The 18,684-nt window shown below is 70.1% G+C and carries 18 protein-coding genes and 3 pseudogenes; 10 read left to right on the forward strand and 11 right to left on the reverse strand.

Features of this window, described 5'->3' with window-relative positions; translation table 11 throughout:
* Nucleotides 1-312 precede the first annotated feature (312 nt).
* Nucleotides 313-537 (forward strand): annotated as a pseudogene (locus AQJ11_RS33335) (thiamine pyrophosphate-dependent enzyme); the annotation flags it as partial.
* A gap of 247 nt (nt 538-784) precedes the next feature.
* Here AQJ11_RS33335 and AQJ11_RS51555 read toward each other — a convergent pair.
* Nucleotides 785-982 carry an amidohydrolase family protein gene (locus tag AQJ11_RS51555; protein WP_244218461.1) on the reverse strand — a complete coding sequence of 66 codons (198 nt, stop codon included), beginning with the start codon at nt 980-982 and terminating at the stop codon, nt 785-787.
* Between AQJ11_RS51555 and AQJ11_RS51560 the strand changes: the two are divergent.
* Nucleotides 912-1,223: pseudogene (locus AQJ11_RS51560) on the forward strand (ISL3 family transposase); the annotation flags it as partial. The gene AQJ11_RS51555 and the pseudogene AQJ11_RS51560 overlap by 71 nt on opposite strands.
* A 7-nt stretch (nt 1,224-1,230) precedes the next feature.
* Here the strand turns inward: AQJ11_RS51560 and AQJ11_RS33340 are convergent.
* The 5 genes from AQJ11_RS33340 to AQJ11_RS50045 form a co-directional block, all read right to left on the reverse strand.
* Entirely contained in the window at nt 1,231-2,520 is a 1,290-nt protein-coding gene (locus tag AQJ11_RS33340) for a JmjC domain-containing protein (RefSeq protein WP_059265672.1), read from the reverse strand.
* Nucleotides 2,517-3,701 carry a hypothetical protein gene (locus AQJ11_RS33345; protein WP_059265673.1) on the reverse strand — a complete coding sequence of 395 codons (1,185 nt, stop codon included), beginning with the start codon at nt 3,699-3,701 and terminating at the stop codon, nt 2,517-2,519. Before AQJ11_RS33345 ends, AQJ11_RS33340 begins: the two co-directional genes overlap by 4 nt.
* Nucleotides 3,698-6,148 carry a DUF4135 domain-containing protein gene (locus tag AQJ11_RS33350; RefSeq protein ID WP_059265674.1) on the reverse strand — a complete coding sequence of 817 codons (2,451 nt, stop codon included), beginning with the start codon at nt 6,146-6,148 and terminating at the stop codon, nt 3,698-3,700. Before AQJ11_RS33350 ends, AQJ11_RS33345 begins: the two co-directional genes overlap by 4 nt.
* A gap of 89 nt (nt 6,149-6,237) precedes the next feature.
* Nucleotides 6,238-6,393, reverse strand: coding sequence for a hypothetical protein (locus AQJ11_RS50040; RefSeq protein ID WP_014669997.1), 156 nt, complete (start codon nt 6,391-6,393; stop codon nt 6,238-6,240).
* Nucleotides 6,394-6,556: 163 nt separating this feature from the next.
* Nucleotides 6,557-6,727, reverse strand: coding sequence for a hypothetical protein (locus tag AQJ11_RS50045; RefSeq protein WP_167360889.1), 171 nt, complete (start codon nt 6,725-6,727; stop codon nt 6,557-6,559).
* 17 nt (nt 6,728-6,744) lie between these two features.
* On the opposite strand from AQJ11_RS50045, the gene AQJ11_RS52180 reads away from it, so the two are divergent.
* The 3 genes and pseudogenes from AQJ11_RS52180 to AQJ11_RS33360 form a co-directional block, all read left to right on the forward strand.
* A complete protein-coding gene (locus AQJ11_RS52180; protein ID WP_279616962.1) occupies nt 6,745-6,870 on the forward strand; it encodes a hypothetical protein in 126 nt (41 codons plus the stop codon).
* A gap of 647 nt (nt 6,871-7,517) precedes the next feature.
* Nucleotides 7,518-8,369 (forward strand): SCO6745 family protein, encoded by an 852-nt coding sequence (locus AQJ11_RS33355; RefSeq protein WP_244218462.1) that lies wholly within the window; start codon nt 7,518-7,520, stop codon nt 8,367-8,369.
* A 117-nt stretch (nt 8,370-8,486) separates the two neighbouring features.
* Nucleotides 8,487-8,918: pseudogene (locus tag AQJ11_RS33360) on the forward strand (DUF6233 domain-containing protein); the annotation flags it as partial.
* An 85-nt stretch (nt 8,919-9,003) separates the two neighbouring features.
* On the opposite strand, the gene AQJ11_RS33365 reads toward AQJ11_RS33360, so the two are convergent.
* Entirely contained in the window at nt 9,004-10,074 is a 1,071-nt protein-coding gene (locus tag AQJ11_RS33365; RefSeq protein WP_059265675.1) for a hypothetical protein, read from the reverse strand.
* A 180-nt stretch (nt 10,075-10,254) separates the two neighbouring features.
* Between AQJ11_RS33365 and AQJ11_RS33370 the strand changes: the two genes are divergently transcribed.
* Nucleotides 10,255-10,605: a hypothetical protein gene (locus tag AQJ11_RS33370; protein ID WP_014669993.1), complete on the forward strand. Its 351-nt coding sequence runs from the start codon at nt 10,255-10,257 to the stop codon at nt 10,603-10,605.
* Nucleotides 10,606-10,622: 17 nt separating this feature from the next.
* On the opposite strand, the gene AQJ11_RS33375 is transcribed toward AQJ11_RS33370, so the two are convergent.
* The 3 genes from AQJ11_RS33375 to AQJ11_RS33385 all read right to left on the reverse strand — a co-directional run bounded on the left by AQJ11_RS33375 (nt 10,623) and on the right by AQJ11_RS33385 (nt 12,579).
* On the reverse strand, nt 10,623-11,327 hold the full coding sequence (locus AQJ11_RS33375; RefSeq protein ID WP_059265676.1) for a hypothetical protein: 705 nt from the start codon (nt 11,325-11,327) through the stop codon (nt 10,623-10,625).
* Nucleotides 11,328-11,391: 64 nt separating this feature from the next.
* Nucleotides 11,392-11,691, reverse strand: a complete 300-nt coding sequence (locus AQJ11_RS33380) for a hypothetical protein (RefSeq protein WP_059265677.1) — start codon at nt 11,689-11,691, stop codon at nt 11,392-11,394.
* Between the two features lie 348 nt (nt 11,692-12,039).
* A complete protein-coding gene (locus AQJ11_RS33385) occupies nt 12,040-12,579 on the reverse strand; it encodes a MarR family winged helix-turn-helix transcriptional regulator (RefSeq protein WP_059265678.1) in 540 nt (179 codons plus the stop codon).
* A gap of 68 nt (nt 12,580-12,647) precedes the next feature.
* On the opposite strand from AQJ11_RS33385, the gene AQJ11_RS33390 reads away from it, so the two are divergent.
* Nucleotides 12,648-13,940: an MFS transporter gene (locus AQJ11_RS33390; protein WP_167360890.1), complete on the forward strand. Its 1,293-nt coding sequence runs from the start codon at nt 12,648-12,650 to the stop codon at nt 13,938-13,940.
* A 344-nt stretch (nt 13,941-14,284) separates the two neighbouring features.
* Here the strand turns inward: AQJ11_RS33390 and AQJ11_RS50050 are convergent, their stop codons facing one another.
* On the reverse strand, nt 14,285-14,653 hold the full coding sequence (locus tag AQJ11_RS50050; protein WP_059265679.1) for an HNH endonuclease family protein: 369 nt from the start codon (nt 14,651-14,653) through the stop codon (nt 14,285-14,287).
* A 150-nt stretch (nt 14,654-14,803) separates the two neighbouring features.
* On the opposite strand from AQJ11_RS50050, the gene AQJ11_RS33400 reads away from it, so the two are divergent.
* From AQJ11_RS33400 to AQJ11_RS33410, 3 genes are read left to right on the forward strand one after another with little or no spacing between them, the layout of a single operon-like run.
* The gene (locus AQJ11_RS33400) at nt 14,804-15,877 is read left to right on the forward strand and encodes a tyrosine-type recombinase/integrase (protein WP_063807716.1); all 1,074 of its coding nucleotides are present in this window, start codon (nt 14,804-14,806) and stop codon (nt 15,875-15,877) included.
* A complete protein-coding gene (locus tag AQJ11_RS50505) occupies nt 15,874-18,072 on the forward strand; it encodes a tyrosine-type recombinase/integrase (RefSeq protein ID WP_208616677.1) in 2,199 nt (732 codons plus the stop codon). The genes AQJ11_RS33400 and AQJ11_RS50505 overlap by 4 nt, the downstream gene beginning before the upstream one ends.
* Nucleotides 18,059-18,640, forward strand: a complete 582-nt coding sequence (locus AQJ11_RS33410) for a DUF6262 family protein (RefSeq protein ID WP_059265681.1) — start codon at nt 18,059-18,061, stop codon at nt 18,638-18,640. The genes AQJ11_RS50505 and AQJ11_RS33410 overlap by 14 nt, the downstream gene beginning before the upstream one ends.
* Nucleotides 18,641-18,684: the final 44 nt, after the last annotated feature.

The raw sequence follows: 18,684 nt of genomic DNA on the forward strand, positions 1-18,684 counted from the left end.
CTGGGCGACATCCACTGGCCAAACGGCGACATCGCCGAGTCCATCGAAGCCTTTGAGAACGCCCGGACTGAGGCGGAACAGCACAATGCCGCAGGCGAACGGGCCATCGCCCGGACCCGCCTCGCCCTGGCTGCCGCCTGGGCGGGCCCGGACCGTGCCGACGACGAACTCGTCCTCGCCCACCAGCTCCTGGAGCCGCTCGATCAGCGCGACAACCCTCCTGGCACAAGTCGCCGGCCTCATCCGCGACGCCGGCAGCGACCGCGCCACCGTCCTGCGCACCCAGATCACCGTCACCGGACTCGCCTGGCTGCCGAGGCCATGGGCATCCCCGGCATCCGCGTCACCGAACCGGCCGAACGGGAGAAGGCCGTGCGCCGCGCCTTCGACACGCCGGGGCCGGTGCTGCTCGACGTGCTCGCCAACCCGGACGAGGTCGCGGTCCCGGCCAAGCCGACCGTCGAGCAGGGCTGGGGGTTCGCGGTGGCCAAGGTCAAGGAGATCGTCCGCAGCCACGGGGACGACGGCAGCGCCTGACGCGTGGGGCGGATGTCCGGTCATGGCGGCCCGCTTCAGGACGGGGAGCGTCGTGGGGCGGCGCGGAGGCCATCCGGGTCGGGCTCGACCCGGTGGGTGCCGGCACTCCGGATGACCCGCGGTCCCGCCGCGGCGGCCCGGCGGACCAGGGCGGCCTCGTCCCAGTCGGCCGGCCGTGCCACAGCCACAGGCGGCCATCCACGACGACGGCGGTGATCTGGCCGCGGCCAGCCAGGCGGACCAGCTCCTACGACAGGTCGTAGGACGGGACGAGTCCGGGGACCGCGAAGTCCACCACGAGGAAGTCGGCGGCCTTGCCGACGGCGATCTCGCCGGGGACGTGTCCCAGGCCGAGCGCGTCGGCGCCGAGCGCGGTGGCGTGGCTGAGCCAGGAGATCAAGGCCCTCGGGTTCACCGGCTGCCTGAACCTCCTGTACGCGTACATAAACCAGGGCCGCGCGGACGCCGACCGCAGCTACATCTGGCCGCGTCGGCTCGCCCGGATGATCCTCACCAGGCCCGACAACCTCAAGCCCGCACATCACGATCTTCTCGCACGGCTCACCGCCGCCTGCCCCGAGATGACCCAACTGGTAGCCGTTGTGCGGGACTTCGCCATACTCCTGGCGCCTTGCGCAGGAGATGCCGACGGGCTCTCGCGCTGGATCGTCGAGGTTCGCTCAGCCGGTCGCTTCATGGCGCGCGGTGGAACGCCCGGAAGCTCTCCAGGCGTTCCAGCAGCGCACGGCCCTCGTCGCGCTGGGCGCCCGGGGCGACGGCCTTCAACAGGGCGCCGACGGCGACCGGGTCCGGCCCGGACGGCGCCCGGGTGAGCCGGCGCACCTCGTCAGGGGCCAGCGGGGTGCGGGTCTCGTGGCCGTTCGCCGCGCAGAGGGTGCCGGAGTCCGGGTCCGGCGCCCACAGCACAGGCGCCTGCGGGTCGCCGCGCAGCCGGTCCGCGTCACTGAGGGCGCGGGGCGCCGTGGCGGGCGGAACCGGCTCGAAGCCTCCGGCGGTCCAGCGGCGCAGGGAGAGCACGGCGACGCGGCGGCGCATCGCGACGGGGTCGGCGAAGTCGTACAGGGCCCGTGCGGCGGTGGTGAGCGCCTCGGGCAGCGTGGGAGCAAGGACGCCTCCGGTCGCGGGGCCGGGCGCGGTCAGGGGGGCGTCCGTGGTGCCCAGCAGGGTGTCCAGGCCGCCGCGGCCGGCGAGGCGGGCCGGGTCGAGGTCGGCGAGCAGGTCTTCGAGTTCGTAGCCGGTGTGGTGCTCGTCGCGAGGGATGCCGACATTGACGCTGGTCGCTGGGGCGGCGGTGGCGCTCTCGCCGACGTGGTAGTAGTCGGCGGGCCAGTACAGCAGTTCGCCGGGGCCTACCTCGGCAGGCACGGACGCCGCGATGTGGCGGGCGTAGTCGGTCTTGGTCGAGACGAGTTCGTCCCACGGCCTGCGCGGCCAGAACCGCATCCGCTTGCGGCCGCGCAGGCCGAACAGGAAGGTGGCGAAGCGGTCCTTGTGGACGCCGACCGGGCTGTGCTCGTAGGTGCCGTGGAACAACGTGGTGATGGCGCCGGTCAGCGGCAGGCCGGCGGTCTGCCACAGCGGGGCGAAGAACGCGCGCTCCCGGGACCACAGCGCGGCGTCGAAGGCGTGGAAGCCGTTGACCACCAACGCGTACCGGCGGTCGTCCAGGCGGGCGGCGAGCCGTGCGTCGTAGGCGTCGAAAGCGCCGTCCCCGCCGACGGGCAACACCCCCTCGGCGTCGTCACGTTGGACGGTGTCGACCGTGAACTGCACGTTGGGCGGCACGGGTGCGTCCGCTGTGCCCGTGGCGCAGCCGCGCACGGCGGCACGGAACACCTCCGGCGCCGTGAACGGCACCGGAGCGACGGAGCGGAACAGGACCGGGCGCCGGTCCCAGTACCGCTCCATCAGGGTGCTCCAGGAGAACTCCTCCTCGACCGCCAGGATCGGTTCCTCGCTCATGCCGTGTCCGTCCTCCCGACCACGTCCACGCCGCGCAGGGCGTGCAGTTTGTTCAGCAGTGCGGCGACCTGCGCCTGGCGGCCGGGGCCGGCCTCGGCGCACAGTTCCGCGACGGTATGCGCGCCGGGTTGCCGCAGCAGGTGCAGGACGCGCTCGCCGAGCGTGCCCCGCAGGGAGAACGCGTGGCCGTCGACGGCCCAGATCCACGCCTGCTCCTCGTCGAGCGGCATGCGCACGACGGGCGACGCGGGCCGCAGCCGGTCCTCCGGTGCGAGGGTGACGGACGCCCGGGGGGCCGGGGCGGGTTCCAGCGCACCTGCGCTGACCCGGCGCGCCCACAGGACGCGCAGGATGCGGCCGAGCCGCTCCTCGCCGGTCACCTGCCGCAAGTCCCGCGCCACCTCCCCCAGTTCGGGTATCTCAGGCACACCGCCTTCCTCGTCGGCGGGCGGGTACGGCAGGCAGGGGACGTGGTCGTGGCCGCGTCGTTCGTGCAGCAGGCCCGCGACGACGTCCTTGACCGCTTCCGTCAGCAGTCGGGCATCGGCCGGGACCAACAGCCGCAGCGCGAGGGTCCGCGAGCCGTAGCGCAGGGTGTGGGGTCGTCCCGCGGGCCAGTGCAGCAGCTCCCCGGTGCCGGCCGTGAGGGCACGGCCGTCCTGGGGGTGCTCCGGCAGCACCGTGACGCTGCCGTGCAGCACCCATACGAGGCTGGAGTGCGCGGGTTCGCGCCGCAGTCCGTCGCTGTCGGTGATCCCTTCGCCGAGGGCGAGTTCGGCGACGACCGGCAGCACGGGATGGCCGATCCGCTCCCACAGCGGTGCGACCAGGTCGCGTACCTGTGCCCACAGGACGTGGTCGAGCACAAGCGGCTGTTCCACGGCGAGCAGCCGGCCCTTCCCTCCCGTCCGGGCGTCGAGCCGTGAGGCGTACCGCTCGGCGGTGTCGTCCTGCGGGCCGGGCAGCAGATCGCCGGGCGTCCGGATCCGTCCGCCCTCGACAAGGAACCGCACGTCGGGCAGCGCACGGAACCGGGTGCCGGCCCGGAAAGGCCGTGCCGCCCGCACCATGACCGTGTACGCGCGTAGGGCGTCGACCGCGTCCGTCCCGCCGGGCGCGGGGGCGACGGCGGGCTCGCTCCCCCGGTGGCGGGCGGCGAGGTCGTCCCAGGCGGCGGTCACCGGGTCCGGGTGCGGTAGCGGCTGCGCAGGCGGCCTGCGTAGCGTGCGAGCGGTTCCATCCCCAGGTTGCGTCGCAGTTCGTCGACCCGGTCGGGCTGTTCGATGGGACACGGCTCCAACTCTCCCTCGCGCAGGCGGAACTTGGTCCCGTACACCTGCGGGCGGCCCTGGCCGACCCGCAGCGCGTCGGTGACGTAAGCCACCTGACGCCTCGGCATGTCACCTTCCCGGGCCGCCCGCTGGATCAGCCGGAGGCACTCCTGCTGGAAGGCGATCGGGCCCTCGGCGTGCTGGACGAGTCTGCACGCGGCGGCCGCGGCGGCCGGCCCGACGAGGGCGTGACCGGGCCAGCCGTACCGGGCCACGACGTCGGCCAGCCATCCCATGCCCGCCGTGGTCAAGGCGACCAGCCGCTTCTCCGTCGCCTCGTCGGTGAAGCCGGAGGCCACCCAGCGGGCGCGCAGGACCGCGTCGACTCGGTCCATGCGCAGCAGCCGCCGCCGCACATCCGGCACCGGCTCGGGACGGGTGAACGGCTCCACGCGGATGCGGACCCTCTCCCGGTCCCAGGTGTACGTGATCCGCCGTCCCGCTTCGGCCCAGGTGAACTCGGCCTCGCCGGTGTGCCGGTCGGTGACGCGCACCCGGACGCCGTCACCCTCAAGGGTGCCTGGTCCCGCGGTGGCGAAGGCGTACTCGACCGCGTCGCGCAGTGCCACGCCCAGGCCGGCCAGGTCCCGGCCGCGCTCGTCGAGCACGGCGGCGGACGGCGGCCAGGCGGGGTCGGGATCCGCGGGGACGGTGAGGTGTGCGGCGGGGCTGGGGCAGTGGGCCGCGTCTGCCGTGCGCAGCAGTGGGCCGCCGTGCGCGCGGCGGAAGAAGTAGGGGACGTCGCCGACGTCGAGCTGGGCCGTCTCGGCCGGGCCGAAGACGGGCTCGGCGAGGGCTCCGTGGACGGCTTCGGCCGTGGCACCGGCGACCTCCTGGGGCACGGTCGCGGGGGTGCCGCCGGGCCGGTCCGGCGACGGCGCCCCGGCTCGGGTTCCGGCGCCGGTGAGGCGGTCGGCCAGGGCCTCGGTGTACGCCGCCGTCGGCTTGAGCAGCACGCGGACGTACGTGTCCGGTGCGGCCCGCTGGAGGTGGGCGCGGATGCGGTCGTGATGGCGGGACATCAGCGTCCACGCGTCGAACATGCCGCGCAGGAAGGACGGCAGGTAGGGCCCCTGTCCGGTGCGCCCGTGGGTGTCGGCGACGACCGTGCGGGTGCCGCCCCGGGTGCAGGGCCGGTCCCGCCGTACGAGTCGTGGTCCACCGTCGGCGGTCTCGGTGAAGTGGGCGACGGGTCCGTCGACCGTGCACCAGCGGGGCCGGTCCTCGAAGCCCGGATGGTGATGGTCTCCGGCGGCTTCGTCGGCGATGAGCCCGGTGTCGTGCAGCCGATGCAGCGGTGTCAGGAAGATCTCCAGGTCCACGGGGTACGGCAGGGGTTCCCGGTCCTGGGGCCGGGTGCCGACCAGGAGGTTGCCCTCGCCGAGGTCGGCGATGCCGAAACGGAACGCCGCGGCGGCGAGCGAGCCCGCCCGGTGCCAGTAGCGTTCCGCCTGGCGCCGGCCGAGGCGGGTGCCGTGCAGCCGCCGACCGTTCCCCGAACGGATCACGCCCCACTGCGTCGGTGGTTCGAGCCACTCCTGCCAGGAGTACTCCCGTCCGTCGGGGCCGGAGCCGGGCGTGCAGCGCAGCACGGGAAGACGTACCGGACCGGACGCGCTCGGCAACGCGTTGAGCAGGGCGAACACGGAGTCGTCCGGGGGCAGGAAGAGGACTTCGCCGCCGGCCGGGCGCGGCTTGTAGGCGATGCTGCCGCCGCCCAGGCGCACCCGCAGCACTCGGCGGCGGCCGTTGTGGGTCTCCGCGCCCTGGGCCTCGATGCCGGTCACCGGCAGCCGCAGGTCGAGCTGGTCGAACCAGGGAGTGCCGGTGTCGCGGGCGAGACGTTGCAGGAAGCGGTCCAGGAAGCCCGTCCAGCGGGCGCACTCCTCTTCGGCGTCGTAGGCGACGCCGGCAGCGCACGCGGTGAACGCCTCGCACACCAGCGGACCGAACAGCGCGCCGTCGGTGACGTCGAGCACTCCGGGCGCGAGAAGGGTGGTGTGCTGGGCGGCGGTGCGGCCGCACCAGGCATAGAGGGCGTCCAGCAGCGTGTCGAGCGGGGCGAAGCGGGGATCGGTGAGCGCGGCCGTCAGCAGCGCGGCATCCGGCTCACCGGCCAGGTCGCGGTCATGGGCGAGGAGGCCGTCCTCGCCGAGGCGCAGCACCGGAGGGAACAAGGGGCCGGCGGCGCCCGCCCGTACGGCGTCGATCACCCTGCGCGCGGCGGGGCTGAGCGCCGGGACGCTTCCCCGCACGGTCGGTGCGACCGCTTCCGCCTGCCACAGCACCTGGGTCATGGCGTCCTTCCCGGCGCGGTGCCGTCCCGCCTGGGGCGGAACGGCACCCCGTGTACTGTGCCGCGGCCTGTCGTCGACCGCGGCTGGTGTCAGATGCAGTAGACGCGGATACAGGTGCCGGCTGCGGCTCCGGTGCGGGCCGGGATCTCCCGCTCCAGCTCGCCGATGACGAGGTCGAGCTCTTCCTCGGCGGAGGGACGGGCTTCGGTGTGGGACTGGCCCTCGTGGGTGGTGTGCTGGTTCACGGTGGTCCTCCTGGATCGACAAGAGACACTCGGTGATGCCGTGACAACTCGGCCGAGCTTAGGCAGCGGAGGACGACCGAAACAGGGCTGGAACAGACGACTTCTGGCCAATTACGGACGGTGACCGACGAGTTGGGGAATGGTGGAGAGAGGTGCCGTGTCCTCACTTCGACACCCCGAGGTCGAGTGCGGTGCCGGACGAGGCCGGGAATGAGGTTCCAGCGATGGTTCGGCCTGGCATCGGCTTTGCGAGCGCGGGCCGCCAGGGCGGCGCGCCGAAGGGGTCGGTGAAGTACTGCGTCTCGTGCACCACGTGCTGGTCAGCGAATTCCATGCTGGTCAGCGAATTCCATGCTGCTCACCGAGTACGAAGGCACACCGTCGCAGGTGATCACGCATTCGCTTACCCAAAAGATTCGCGTGGCCGGTGATCCGCTTGACAGTGATCGGCCCGGCGAGGGAGAACGTGCGCCGTGATTCCTCAAGGGCGGCCGCCCACTCCCGCTCGAAGGCCGGCACCCACTGCGCGGCGCGCTCATCTGGTCCTCCCGGCGGGTCGTATCGCCACCGTACGCGCGGTGCGGGGCAGCGGATGCGGCCATGGCTGTTTTCCTTTCGGTGCGGGCGCCGGTCGACACGTGGGCGGGCGGGTCAGGACTGGTCCGGGGCGATGATGTGCCCGAATCCGAGGGCGTGGTGGAACCGGCGTGAAGCCGGCGCTCTCCAGGTCGAAGCGCACCCGGGCCGCGAGGACTTCCAGTTTCTGTCACAGTCATCCCAGCTCCTTCTCCGAGTTGAGGAAGCCGGTGCGTTCCTTCTCCAGGTGCTGGGAGTCGGCGGCCTGACGGGTCGCCGCCCGTTCTACGTCCTTCTTCGGGCACAAGCGGCACCGGCTGAGCTGGCGAATAGGGACGATCGAGGCAGCCTGGTTATCGCGCACGAGGCAGCCGACTTGTCATAGATGCTGATTCAGCAGTCTTTCTGCTACCGGATTGGACCTGAACCCGCTCTCGCATACACAGCCACGCAGACGCCAACCCATCTGCACTGCTTCCCTTCGGTCGCCGATGAGTTTCGGTGTGCCGGACGGTCCAAGTCGGCACACCTGACGAAGGGAGAACCCGATGAGCAAGACGCGCTTGCATCCGATGACTCACATCGCCCGTCGCATGTTCGAGCTCCTGGAGCCGATCTGCCTGGTCACGTTCTTCGCGGACGAGTGCAACGAGGAACTGGCTGCACTCGGCCACCGCACCTACTGGGACGGCTACTTCGCCAGCCGCGCCGCACCACTGGGACGGGTGCCGGCCCAAGTCGTGCACGCAGCCTTCTACAACTTCGCCGACGGGGAAGCCGCACGGCACATCCCCAGCGTCTGGGAGACGATCTCGCCCGAGGCCTCCATCGCCGCGCGGGAGCGGGGCAGCGCGGCCTCCCTACGGCGCATCCTCGGCGACGAGCTCGCCGAGTCCCCGGGCTTGGCGCGCGCCGCGGACCTGACCACCAAGGCGGCGACGAGTGCCCCTACCGAAGGCCGGGTGATGTACGCCGGCATGCGCACCCTTGAGGTACCCAGTGACCCCGTCGCCCGACTGTGGCATTCCGCGACCATGCTGCGCGAGCACCGCGGCGACGGGCACATCGCCGCTCTCGTCGGCGCGCGCATCGGCGGCACGGAGGCCCACGTGCTCTCCGCCCTGGAGCAGGGCATCCACCCCCCGGAGTCGTTCGGACGCATCCATCACCTGCCGAAAGAGCGCCTGGCCGCGGTCATGGACGGCATGCGCGAGCGCGGACTCATCGACATCGACGGCCACTTCACCGACGCAGGCCGCGCGACCAGACAACGCATCGAAACCCTCACTGACGAACTCGCCACCCCGCCCTACGACGCCCTGTCCCCCGCCGAAATCGACGAACTGATCACCAACCTCGAACCCATCACCGCGACTCTGGTGGCCACAGGCTCGCGGTGAAACGCAGCCATTGCTGAAGATCTTCATGGTCAGAGCCACGGATCGCCTGTGGACAGAGACGTGCGTCGACGGAGGTCGTGGGTGCTGCCGGCGTCGGTCCGTACGGTGGGAGGCGTGATGATGCCCTTCTCCACTCCAGAGCCGGTGCCGGTGCCCATCCGGGTGCTGTTGCCCGGGGACCAGGAGGTCGTCGCCCACCTGTGGTCCCGGCGCCAGGTGCCCGACGGCTGGAGGTACGAGGTTGGCCTACCGGCGTACCGCAACGGCCCTGGTGACTCGGTGGAGCCTGCCGAGTACCGGGTCTGGGTGCGTGCTCCAGAGCGCGTGCGGCCCGTGGACGGCGTCTCGTACGACGCCGTGCCCACCGAGTACCTGGAGCCGCCCTCGCCCGTCCAGGAGGCGCTGGGGCCACGGCGGCCGTCCGGCTGGATGCTGGCGAAGGCCGGCGGCCGTGGTCCCGGCCGGCGCGGTGTCGTGCACGCCGTCGACTGCGAAGAGGCGCCGACCGGGGCGCCGGTGCTGCCGCTGGAGCGGGCGTTGGACGCGGCTGTCCTGTGACAGCGAACCTTGATCGCGTGCCACCGAACCTTGAGCGACGCGAGTCTGTATGTCGTCGAAGGAGATGCCTAGCCTCTCAGCGGGCGGCCTTCTTCTGCAGGACCCAGACATAGTGCCACTTGTCATGAGCGCGCTTGGGTCTGATGTCGGCGAATGCCTGAATGGTCGGCCACAGGCCAGTGGCTCCAGCCGCGATCGTCGCGCTGACACCGAGCGCACCTTGCAGTGCCGCGGGGCGGACTGCGGCAAGGACGGCACTCGTAGTACCCACTAGGGCGCCGGCGCGAGTGAGGGCCCGGGACCGGGCCGCGCTGCTCATCTGCGCGGCAGCGGCGTTCACCTCGTCACGAATGGAGAGCGCGATCCGTTCCAAAGCCACCTGGGAATCGACCGCTTCCAGCGCGTCGTCGAGTTCGAGGAGCCGGGAACGCATGAAATCGCGGTACAAGCGGTAGGAGTCGAACTCCTCCCTGGTGACCTCGGCGAAGTCGGTGAGGCTGAGCCCGTCGATGAAGGGCAGATCGATCTCCAGGACCGGCCGGACCACGCGGCTGGCAAGGGGCTTGGTCCCCGCCAGATCTACAGCACGGCCATGCTCCGCCATGAAGTCGATAGACCGGTCACTGAACGAGGGCAGAGGACCAGGACTCCTGGTAGACATCCTGTCTTCGCTATCGAACCAGCCCGAGCTTCCTCGCGTGTAGACCGGTAAGTACCAGGCAAGCCCGCTGCGCAGGAGGGGTTCTGCGTCCAGGAGCCACCGCCCCACCTGGGCGAGGTCGTTGGTCACCATTCCGTAGTGGTGTGTCTCCGTGGTGATTGGCGGCTCAACGTTTTCTCCGCCCGGACCGACATGGTTGCCGTAAGTGCTCCGAGAGTGCTCCCCGAGCTCGTGCACCGATCCGATGCCGTGGTCGGACAACAGCATCGTGTCCGCGACCAAGACGATTCGCTTGGTGACCTGCGTGAAGCTCCCCAGCTCCGAGGAGAGGCCGACGTAGTACGGGCAGGCAGCAGCGGCCTTCGTACTCAGGAGGCGCTCGTAGTCGGGGTAGAGCGTGCGGGCGTAGTGGCGGGCAACGTCTGAGAGACCGCCGCTTCTCGGCATCGGAAGTGAGTCGAAGAACTCGTTCATCCGGACGGCCACAGCCCGATTCTGGTACGAGCGTCGACCACGCCACGCTCGCCATCCACGTCGAAACATCCCTACAGCATTGCCGGGAGCCGAACCTCCCCGCAGCCGCTCCGACCGATTAGGGCGATCAATCTTCGGTGACACGGACTCGCGTCGCTCAAGGTTCGATGACAGGCACTCAACCTCGGCGGCATGCGCAACGACAGCGCCACCATGCGGCAGATCGCCGACGAGTCGGTACGGCGGCTCGGGCAGGCCGGCACCGTGGAGGTCACCAAGCAGGAAGAGGTGGGGACTCCCGACATCCCGGGGCTCACCGACTCACCGGGTGTCGTCCAGAACCTGCGCCTGTCGACCACCCTGCACGGAGAGCCGCTCGAACTGGTGCAGAGCCAGGTCTACCTCGGCCTGGAGGATGTGGACCGTCCGTCACAGCGGGCAGTGATCGAGCTGGTGCTCACGGCGAAGCCGGAACAGCTGGCGGCGGTGCTGGACGACTTCAAGCAGTTCCTCCGCTCCGTACGGGCGGACCAAGCCGCCTGACGCCCGGGTCGGCGGTCTCAGACCGCCGACCAGACCCGCGGCGGGATCCGGTCCAGCACATCGCACAGGTAGCCGAGCCGCTCGTCGAAGTCCTGCGGGCTCAGCCGGCCCCGGCGCCAGGTGATCAGCTCGCTGTTGTGCAGCCGGACCGGGAAGTCCCGCACGGCCTGCGGCTGCGCGGTCAGGAAGGGCGCCACGTCACCCGCCAGGGCGTCACGGGCGAACGACTCGTCATCCGTGATCACCCGGAACGCCTCGTCGAACTCCGGCACGCCGAGCTGCACCACACGGCCACGCTGTGTCATCCCGTCGAGCGCCTGCGGCCGTCGCACCACCAGTTCGGGCCCGGGGCCCGGCGCGGCGACCGCGAACACCGTCCAGAAGACGGGCTGGTTCCGTCCCGGCCCGTCGTGGACGTCGAGGGTGCCGGTCACATACTCGAAGCAGCGGAAGCCACGACCCCGGAACTCCCCGGTGATGTAGTGCTCCGCCCGCAGGTTGCGCCCGCTGACGGGCAGCGGCGCCATGCCGCACAGCCCGTCGATCAGCCCGTATGTGACTTGCTGATAGCCGTAGCCGCGCTCCTGGGCGAGTCGGATCGCCGCGGCTCTCTCCTGCACGCCGCGCGCCCGGTTCCGCTGGGCGCGCACCATCATGGTGATGACGAGGGCGAAGATCCCTCCCACGACCAGGATCATGAGCACAGGCATCAGTACGGTCATGGGACGCGATTATGTCGGATGACGCCCGCACCGTCGGCCGGGCGCCGGGAGCGTTCCGGCTGAGTCACTTCTCGTAACCAGGCCAGTTGCTCTCGGTCAGCGACGGAACCGAACTGGGGAGACGGGTGTCGTTCTTGCAGCCGGCCTGTTCGGCGACGTCCCGCGCGAACCGAAGCATGATGTCCACCCCGACCTTGCGGGCTTCGGCCGCGGACAGGCCGCTTCCCTTCATCGGCCGCGCCAGGACATCGACCTTGATGTACCGGTCCCGCTTCATGTACGAGGGTGCCAGAGCAGGGAGAGCAGCGGTGCACTCGAAGAACACCACCTGCGAGGCCCTGAGGTAGTACGCGAGGACACCCATGTCCATCCGGGTGCGGAACCCAGCAAGCCGCACCACACCCACCGCGAACTCACTGCACTACCTCGTCGACTTCAGCATCGCGACAGCCGCCGGCATCACCGCCGACTTGAGCCCGAAGACCGCGAAGACGCCCCCACCCCGGCCAGGAGGAGTAATCAGCAGGGGGAATACGTCCCAGACAACACGACCGAACTACGGCAGCATCGAACTGCACGGCCCGGACCGCCTCAGTACCGGTGTCCCCGCGCCCTACCGAGGACCGGGCCGTGCACACACCGTCGTCACCGATCCCAAGAATCCTCAATTACTGAGACCTGACGGCGAGAAGCAGCACCATCGACTCGGGGTTCACCGGTGGCGGACGTCCGCCTCCGCCTGGATCAGCATCCGCTTGAGCAGGGCGCTGAGTGCGTCCTGCTCTGCCGGGTCGAGCGGGGCGACCATCGAGTCCTCCGCCTGCCCGCGCAGTTCCATCGCGGCCAGCCAGCGGGTGCGCCCCGCCTCGGTGAGCTCCACGTCCACCCGGCGTCGGTCCTGACTGCTGCGCACACGCCGCACCAGCCCTGACTGTTCAAGGGTGTCCAGACGGCCAGTCATACCAGCAGGGGACAGCATGAGTTCAGCCGCTAGCTCGGAGGGGGTGGCCCGCCCCGGAGCCTCGCGCGCGGCGAGCCGGTGCAGTGTGGCGAACTCGAACTCCTGCAGGCCAACCTCGGCCAGGGCGCGGTCTTTGGCTTGGCCGACATGCTTGGCCAGGAGCTGAATGCGGGTGATGATCCCCTCCACCCGCGCGTCGAACGGGGCCTTGCCGCGCCAGCGTGCAAGGTGCACGTCGACGGAGTCGTCCCCTTCCGCGGGCCGCTCCCTGCCCTGACTCTCGGTGTCCATGCCCTCAGTATGCTACGCCAACTTATATTTCGTTGCCAAATGATTAGCTGGCGAAATACTGTGGACGCATGACGCAACCCATGCGCCGACTGCTGGTCGGCCGTACCTGCGCGGCGCTGGCCACCGCGCTGATACCCACCACGCTCACGCTCGCGCTGCTTCGAGGACACGCCTCAGGCTCGACGGGTTCGGCAGGGGATCTGGGCCTGGTGCTGGCATGCGAACTGCTGCCCATGCTGGTGCTGCTGCCGGTCGCCGGCGTGCTGGCGGACCGCTTCCCGCCACAGCGGGTCGTGCTCGCTGCCGATCTGCTCAGGGGCGCGGCGCAGATTGCGATCGGCGCGGAGCTGCTCTGCGGCCTGATCCGGGTGCCCGACCTCGCCGTGCTCGCCGCGGTCACCGGCGCCGCGATCGCCTTCGGCACCCCAGCGGTGCGCACCCTGGTCGCGGCGACCGTCGACGCCGACCAGCGGCTGCGGCTGAACTCACGGCTGGACGTCGCCACCGGCTTGGCCCAGACCGCCGGCCCTGCTACGGCAGGCGGCATGATGCTGATGCTCGGCCCCGGCTGGTCCTCGCTACTGACCGGCGCGCTCTTCATCGGCTCTGCGACCACCCTGGGCGGCCTGCACACCCGCCGGGCCACCAGGCCGACCGACGGCGGCCACGCAAGGTTCCGGGCCCAGTTGCGCGAAGGCTGGACCGAGACCCGGCGCCACCGCTGGTTCCTCACCAATGTGTTGGGCCATGGAGTATGGCATCTGGCGGCCGGCTTCCTGCTCACCCTGGGACCGCTCATCGCTGTCCGGAGCATGGGCGGTGACGGCGCGTGGGTCCTGGTGGCCCAGCTGGGGACCGTCGGCATGCTGGTCGGTGCTTTTGCCGCAGGACGGATGCCGATGCGCCGCCCCCTGGTCGGCGTGGCCGTGGGCGCGGCCGTCTACGCGCTGCCGATGGCGGCCTTCGGGCTGGGAATGGCGCTGCCCTGGGCGGCGTCTGCGTACTTCCTGGCGATGTTCGGTCTAGGAGTGCTCAGCCCGCTGTGGGAGACCGCCATCCAGCGCCGCATCCCGCAGGAGGTGCTCGGGCGGGTAGGCTCCTTCGACACGCTGATCTCGTTTGCCGCCCGCCCGTTGGGCCTGGCCGTGGCCGTTCCGGTTGCCACCCTCCTCGGCACCTCGACACCACTGCTGGCAGGTGCGGTGCTCGTCGCAGCGGCGAACCTGGCCGTGCTGCTGCTGCCCGAGGCATGGGAGCACCCGGAGCCGGTCACGGCACGGAGCGATGCCAGGCGCGAGCCTGTGGCCGCGGCGGGCCAGGGTCACTCGGAGGCCGGCTCCAGGACAGCGGACGGCAGGTAACCGAAGGAATGCATACCCGGTGCCGGCCCGCGCCGTTGCCTTGAAGAAGGCGCGCTGAGCACGGACTCGCGCCCGCGATCAGCTGCGCCGGCCCCTCAGTGGCCGGCGCTGGCGGCGGGCAAGGCGGCCTCCGGCCAGCCCGTCCCGGCCGGAAACCCAATCCACCGAGCGGGCAGGGTCAGCGGCGGCCGAACAGACCGCGACTCTTCCCCGGCCTCCTGGCGGTGGCGCTCCACTGGGCACCTGGTCCGGGCGAGGGATCAGCGGGCCGGTGTGATGGTGACGGTTACGTTGGGACAGTGGCCGGACCTCGGTGATCGCGGCCTGCTCGTGGGTGTCAACGCTCAGGGCCCAGCGCATCTTGGTGGCCACCCAGTCGGTGACGTACTGGCACCGGCAGCCGGCAGCAGCCACGTGGACGGGGCCTGGTCGGCCCTGGACCGGTTCGAGGCAGCCGACACCGCGATCAGCGCGCGCTCGTCACCGAGGCCGTTGGCGTACGCCTCACGTTCCTGCGCGCTCCAGTCGAAGGCGCCGGAGTCCCAGGCCTCCGCGAGCGGGACCAGGTGGTCGATGTCCACACCGCCCGGTTCCTGGATGAAGCGGTCGTCATACGGCGAGAACCACGCTCCCCCGCTCAGCCGGCAGCTCACCCCCTGCTCCGGGGCGACGACGGCTTCCGCCTCCAGCACCTCGGCGCAGGTTATCTGCATTGCCGTCCACGGACTGAGTCACATGTGCCACAGGTGCTCCTATCCGCCGTGCCTCACTGCTAGTGATCACGAGGTGAGGCACAAGAACCACCAGGAGCGTTGATGTTGCGCATAGAACGGGCCGTGTCACCGAGCACGGGAGCCGTGACCATGGTTCTGGTCGACGACCAGACCTACGAGATCCACCCGGAAGCCCGCGACTTCTCGCTGCACTTGCGAGCACGTGGACGATCACCCCACACCCAACGGAACTACCTGCCGCGCGTCGGCCGGTACCTGAACTGGTGCAGGGGCAGGGGAACCGACTGGCAGACCGTTTCCTTGGGCGACCTGGCCCGGTACAAGTTCGGCCTGGAGCTGACCCCGGTCCGGCACAACCAGCAACCGCCCGCCGGTAAGACGGTGAACGCGCACCTCACCACGGTCTGCGAGTTCTTGCGTTTCTGCGCGGCGCAGGGACGTATTCCACAGGAGGTTGCCGATCGGCTGGTCGAGCCCCGCTTCCTTCACCACGCACCGCGTGGTTACCAGCGTGGCGAACATGGAGAGCACAGCGTGATCCGGGCCCGCGTCCTCAGGGCGCTGGAGATCGAGGTACCGCCGGCCACGCTGACCTCCGCACAGTCGCAGTGCATCGTCGATGCCGCGCGGATGGCACGCGATCGCCTGCTGTTGAGCATTCTCCTCACTGGCGGCCTGCGCATTGGGGAAGCCTTGGGTCTGCGGCGCGAGGACATGCACCTCCTGCCGGACGCGACCCACCTGGGCTGCACTCATCGGGGCGCCCATCTGCATGTACGGCCTCAGCAAGACAACGCCAACGGAGCCCGGGCAAAGAGCGGTCGGTCCCGTGTCGTGCCTCTCGTCCGCGAGTGCGTCCAGCGGTACCGCGACCACCTGGCGGAACGCGGCGAGGTGCCGGGGACAGCCGGTTCCGATTACGTGTTCGTCAACTTGGTGGGCCCGTATGCAGCGAGGCCGATGACGTATTCCAACGCCAAGCAGATCATCGAGCGCATCGGCAACCGGTGCGGCTTTCGCGCCCGTCCCCACATGATGCGGCACACGGCTGCCACTCGGTGGATCCGCAGCGGGATCGACCCGGACGTGGTGCAGACGCTGTTGGGCCATGCGTCGTCCGCGAGCATGGCCGTTTACCTGCATGCGACGGACGAAGACCTGCGCACGGCCGTGGAGCTCGCCGCTGCAGGAGCTGGCCAGTGAGCGCGGTCCTCGCCGCGATCCGGGCGCCTCGTAGAGAGGTCAGTGAAGACTGGGGAACGTGGCTGAGCGACCGGCTGGATCCGCAGTGGCGGCGAGACGAGTGGGATCCTGCCACGCACGTCTTCACCGGCTCGGTGAACAACCCGCTGACGGCGGCTCACCCCTGCCGCGTGGTGCGCTGCCCCGCGGTGGTGGAGTCGTTCAAGAGCTACTGTTCCGGATGCGCTCACGACCGGCGCCAGAACGGAAATCCACCAGACTTCGCCTCCACCCACCAGCCCGGATCCCGCCACGGCAACCAGCACGGTGGTGTCAACCGCGGCATAGGTAAAACACAGTTCACGCTGGCGCCGGTGTCGGAAACGGTTCGTACCGAGATCCTGTACGCGCTTGAACAACGTGACCAGCTCGACGTCATCTTGGTGCCCGGCCGCATCCGGTCCCTCGTTCCCCGTCTCCCGGGCGGGCTCGGCTCTCTGCTCGATCTCGCCTCCGGATTCCCCGAGACCCTGGACAGCAACCTGCGTGGTGCGCTCCGCAGCCTGTTGGACCAGCTGGCGCGGGCCCGCAGCGAGTACAACGGCACTGACCCGACCGCCGGCGACATCTGGGAGTGCCGGCTTGTCGGACTGATCGCCGGGAAACGCCGCGAGTATCGGGCGACCTCGGGAACCATCGACTTCACGGTCCTCCAGCAGCCGTGGCTGCGCGAGATCGCCAAAGAGTACGGGCGGCAGGTACGGCCCACCGTCCTGGAGCTGCGGGCCGTGGTGCAGGCGGCAGCCATCGCCTCCGCCGCCCTCGCCGCCAGACTCCACGGGCAGACCCCGCACAAGCTGCAGCTGGCAGACATGAGCGCCGTCGTCGATGCGTTCCGCGCCGCGCACAACCCGAAGACCGGCGAGCCCTACGGCAGTCAGCACCGTCGCGCTCTGCTGGGCCACTGGCGCCGTTTCCTCGACCGTGCCCGCCTGCTCGGTCTCATGGACCAGATTCCCGGCGCCTTCGCCCTGTCCCCGGCCTTCCACCAAATGGAAGTTCCGGCGGAGGATGCCGAGGACGACCTCGGCCGCGCGATCCCCGAGCACGTCATCGCCCAGCTCGATCAGCACCTGCACTTGATCGGCACCAGCTACGAGCGCAAGGGCTGGACTGCCGGCGACTATGAGCAGATGTACGCCGCGTACTACCGGATCGTGCGCGACACCGGCCGCCGCCCGGAAGAAGCAGCCCGTCTCCGTCGCAGCTGCGTCCAGCGCATCGACGGCAAACCCACCCTCATCTACGACAACCTCAAACGCCGCCGCTACGGACGCCGGCTTCCCATCACGGAGGACACCGCACGCCACATCGAGACATGGGAGAATAAGCTGTCGGCCCTGCCCGTGCGCGCCGTGGCACAGGAATGGCTCTTTCCCGCCCCGGGGCAGAACCGCACCCGCCGCGGCCACATGTCCGCGCACCACTTCTCCGCCAAGATCTTCCGGACCTGGGTGGACCGCATCCCCCACTTGCTCGGCGAAGGACTCGACGACGAAGGCAGCCCCGTGCCGTACGACCGCGCGGAAATCACCGTGTACGGCCTGCGCCACGCCTACGCACAACGGCATGCCGACGCCGGCGTCCCGGTGGACCACCTGCGCGAGCTGATGGACCATCGCGAGATCGACACCACCATGGGCTACTACAAGGTCTCACTGGAGCGGAAACGCAAAGCCGTCGAGACCGTCGCCCGGCTGACCATCGACCGTCACGGCAACCCCCGGGGCTACGCCGACGCCCTGGCCTCTGAGGGCCAGACCGTCGCCGTCCCCTACGGAGGGTGCAGCGAACCCAGCAACGTCAAGGCCGGCGGGCAGCACTGCCGCATCCGCTTCCAGTGCGCCGGCTGCGACTTCTACCGCCCCGACCCCTCCTACCTCCCGGCCCTACAGCAGCAGGTCGCCGAGCTGCGGGCCGACAAGGAAGCTGCCCTGGCCATGGGTGCTGCCGACTGGGTCATCCGCAACTTCGACGATCAGATCACCGGCTACAACAAGGCACTGAGCCAGATGAGGGCCACCCTGGAGACCCTGCCCGAGCCGGAGCGAACGGCCGTTGAAGAGGCGGCGCGAGAACTACGCAAGGCACGCTCGGCCGCTGCCTTCATCCCCGTGGACGGGCTGACCATCCGGAGCTCACATGACCAGCACTGAATCGACCCGCGACGTTCGCATTGCCCGCCTGCGCCGGGCCCGCCAGGCGGACAGCGAAACCAAGGCCACCCGCACGCAGGGCGCCATCCAGGACCTGCTCAACGCCGGCCAGCGAGTCTCCTTCGCCCGGGTGGCACGCGAAGCAGACGTATCGACCTGGTTCGTCTACAACACCCCCGCCATCAACACTGCGATCCGCACTGCCATGAGCGACCAAGCCCAATACGGCAGGGAAGCAGCCGCGATGCCCCGACTCGAGCGGGCCACGCCCGCAAGCCTGCACACCGACCTTGCACTCGCCCGCGAAGAGATCCAAGAACTCAAACGCGAGCGCGACGCTTTGAAGCGCCGTGTCCAACTCACTCTGGGCGCGGAAATCGACAGCCTGGCCCACACCAATCTCGTCCGCCGGATCCAGGACCTGGAACGCCAGAATCAGGCTCTGAGCAGAGATTTCGCCGAGGCCCACGCCCGTGCTGGAAGGCTCACCGAGCAACAGGAGGAAGCGGACGAGACCATCGCCTCACTGCGCCTTGCGCTGCGCAAGGCGATGCGGGCCGTGACGTGAGGCTGCCGGTCCGCCAATAAACAGGCGGAGCAGCAGCATCGATC

Origin of the sequence: Streptomyces corchorusii (assembly GCF_001514055.1) — a bacterium.
GTDB lineage: Bacteria > Actinomycetota > Actinomycetes > Streptomycetales > Streptomycetaceae > Streptomyces > Streptomyces olivaceoviridis.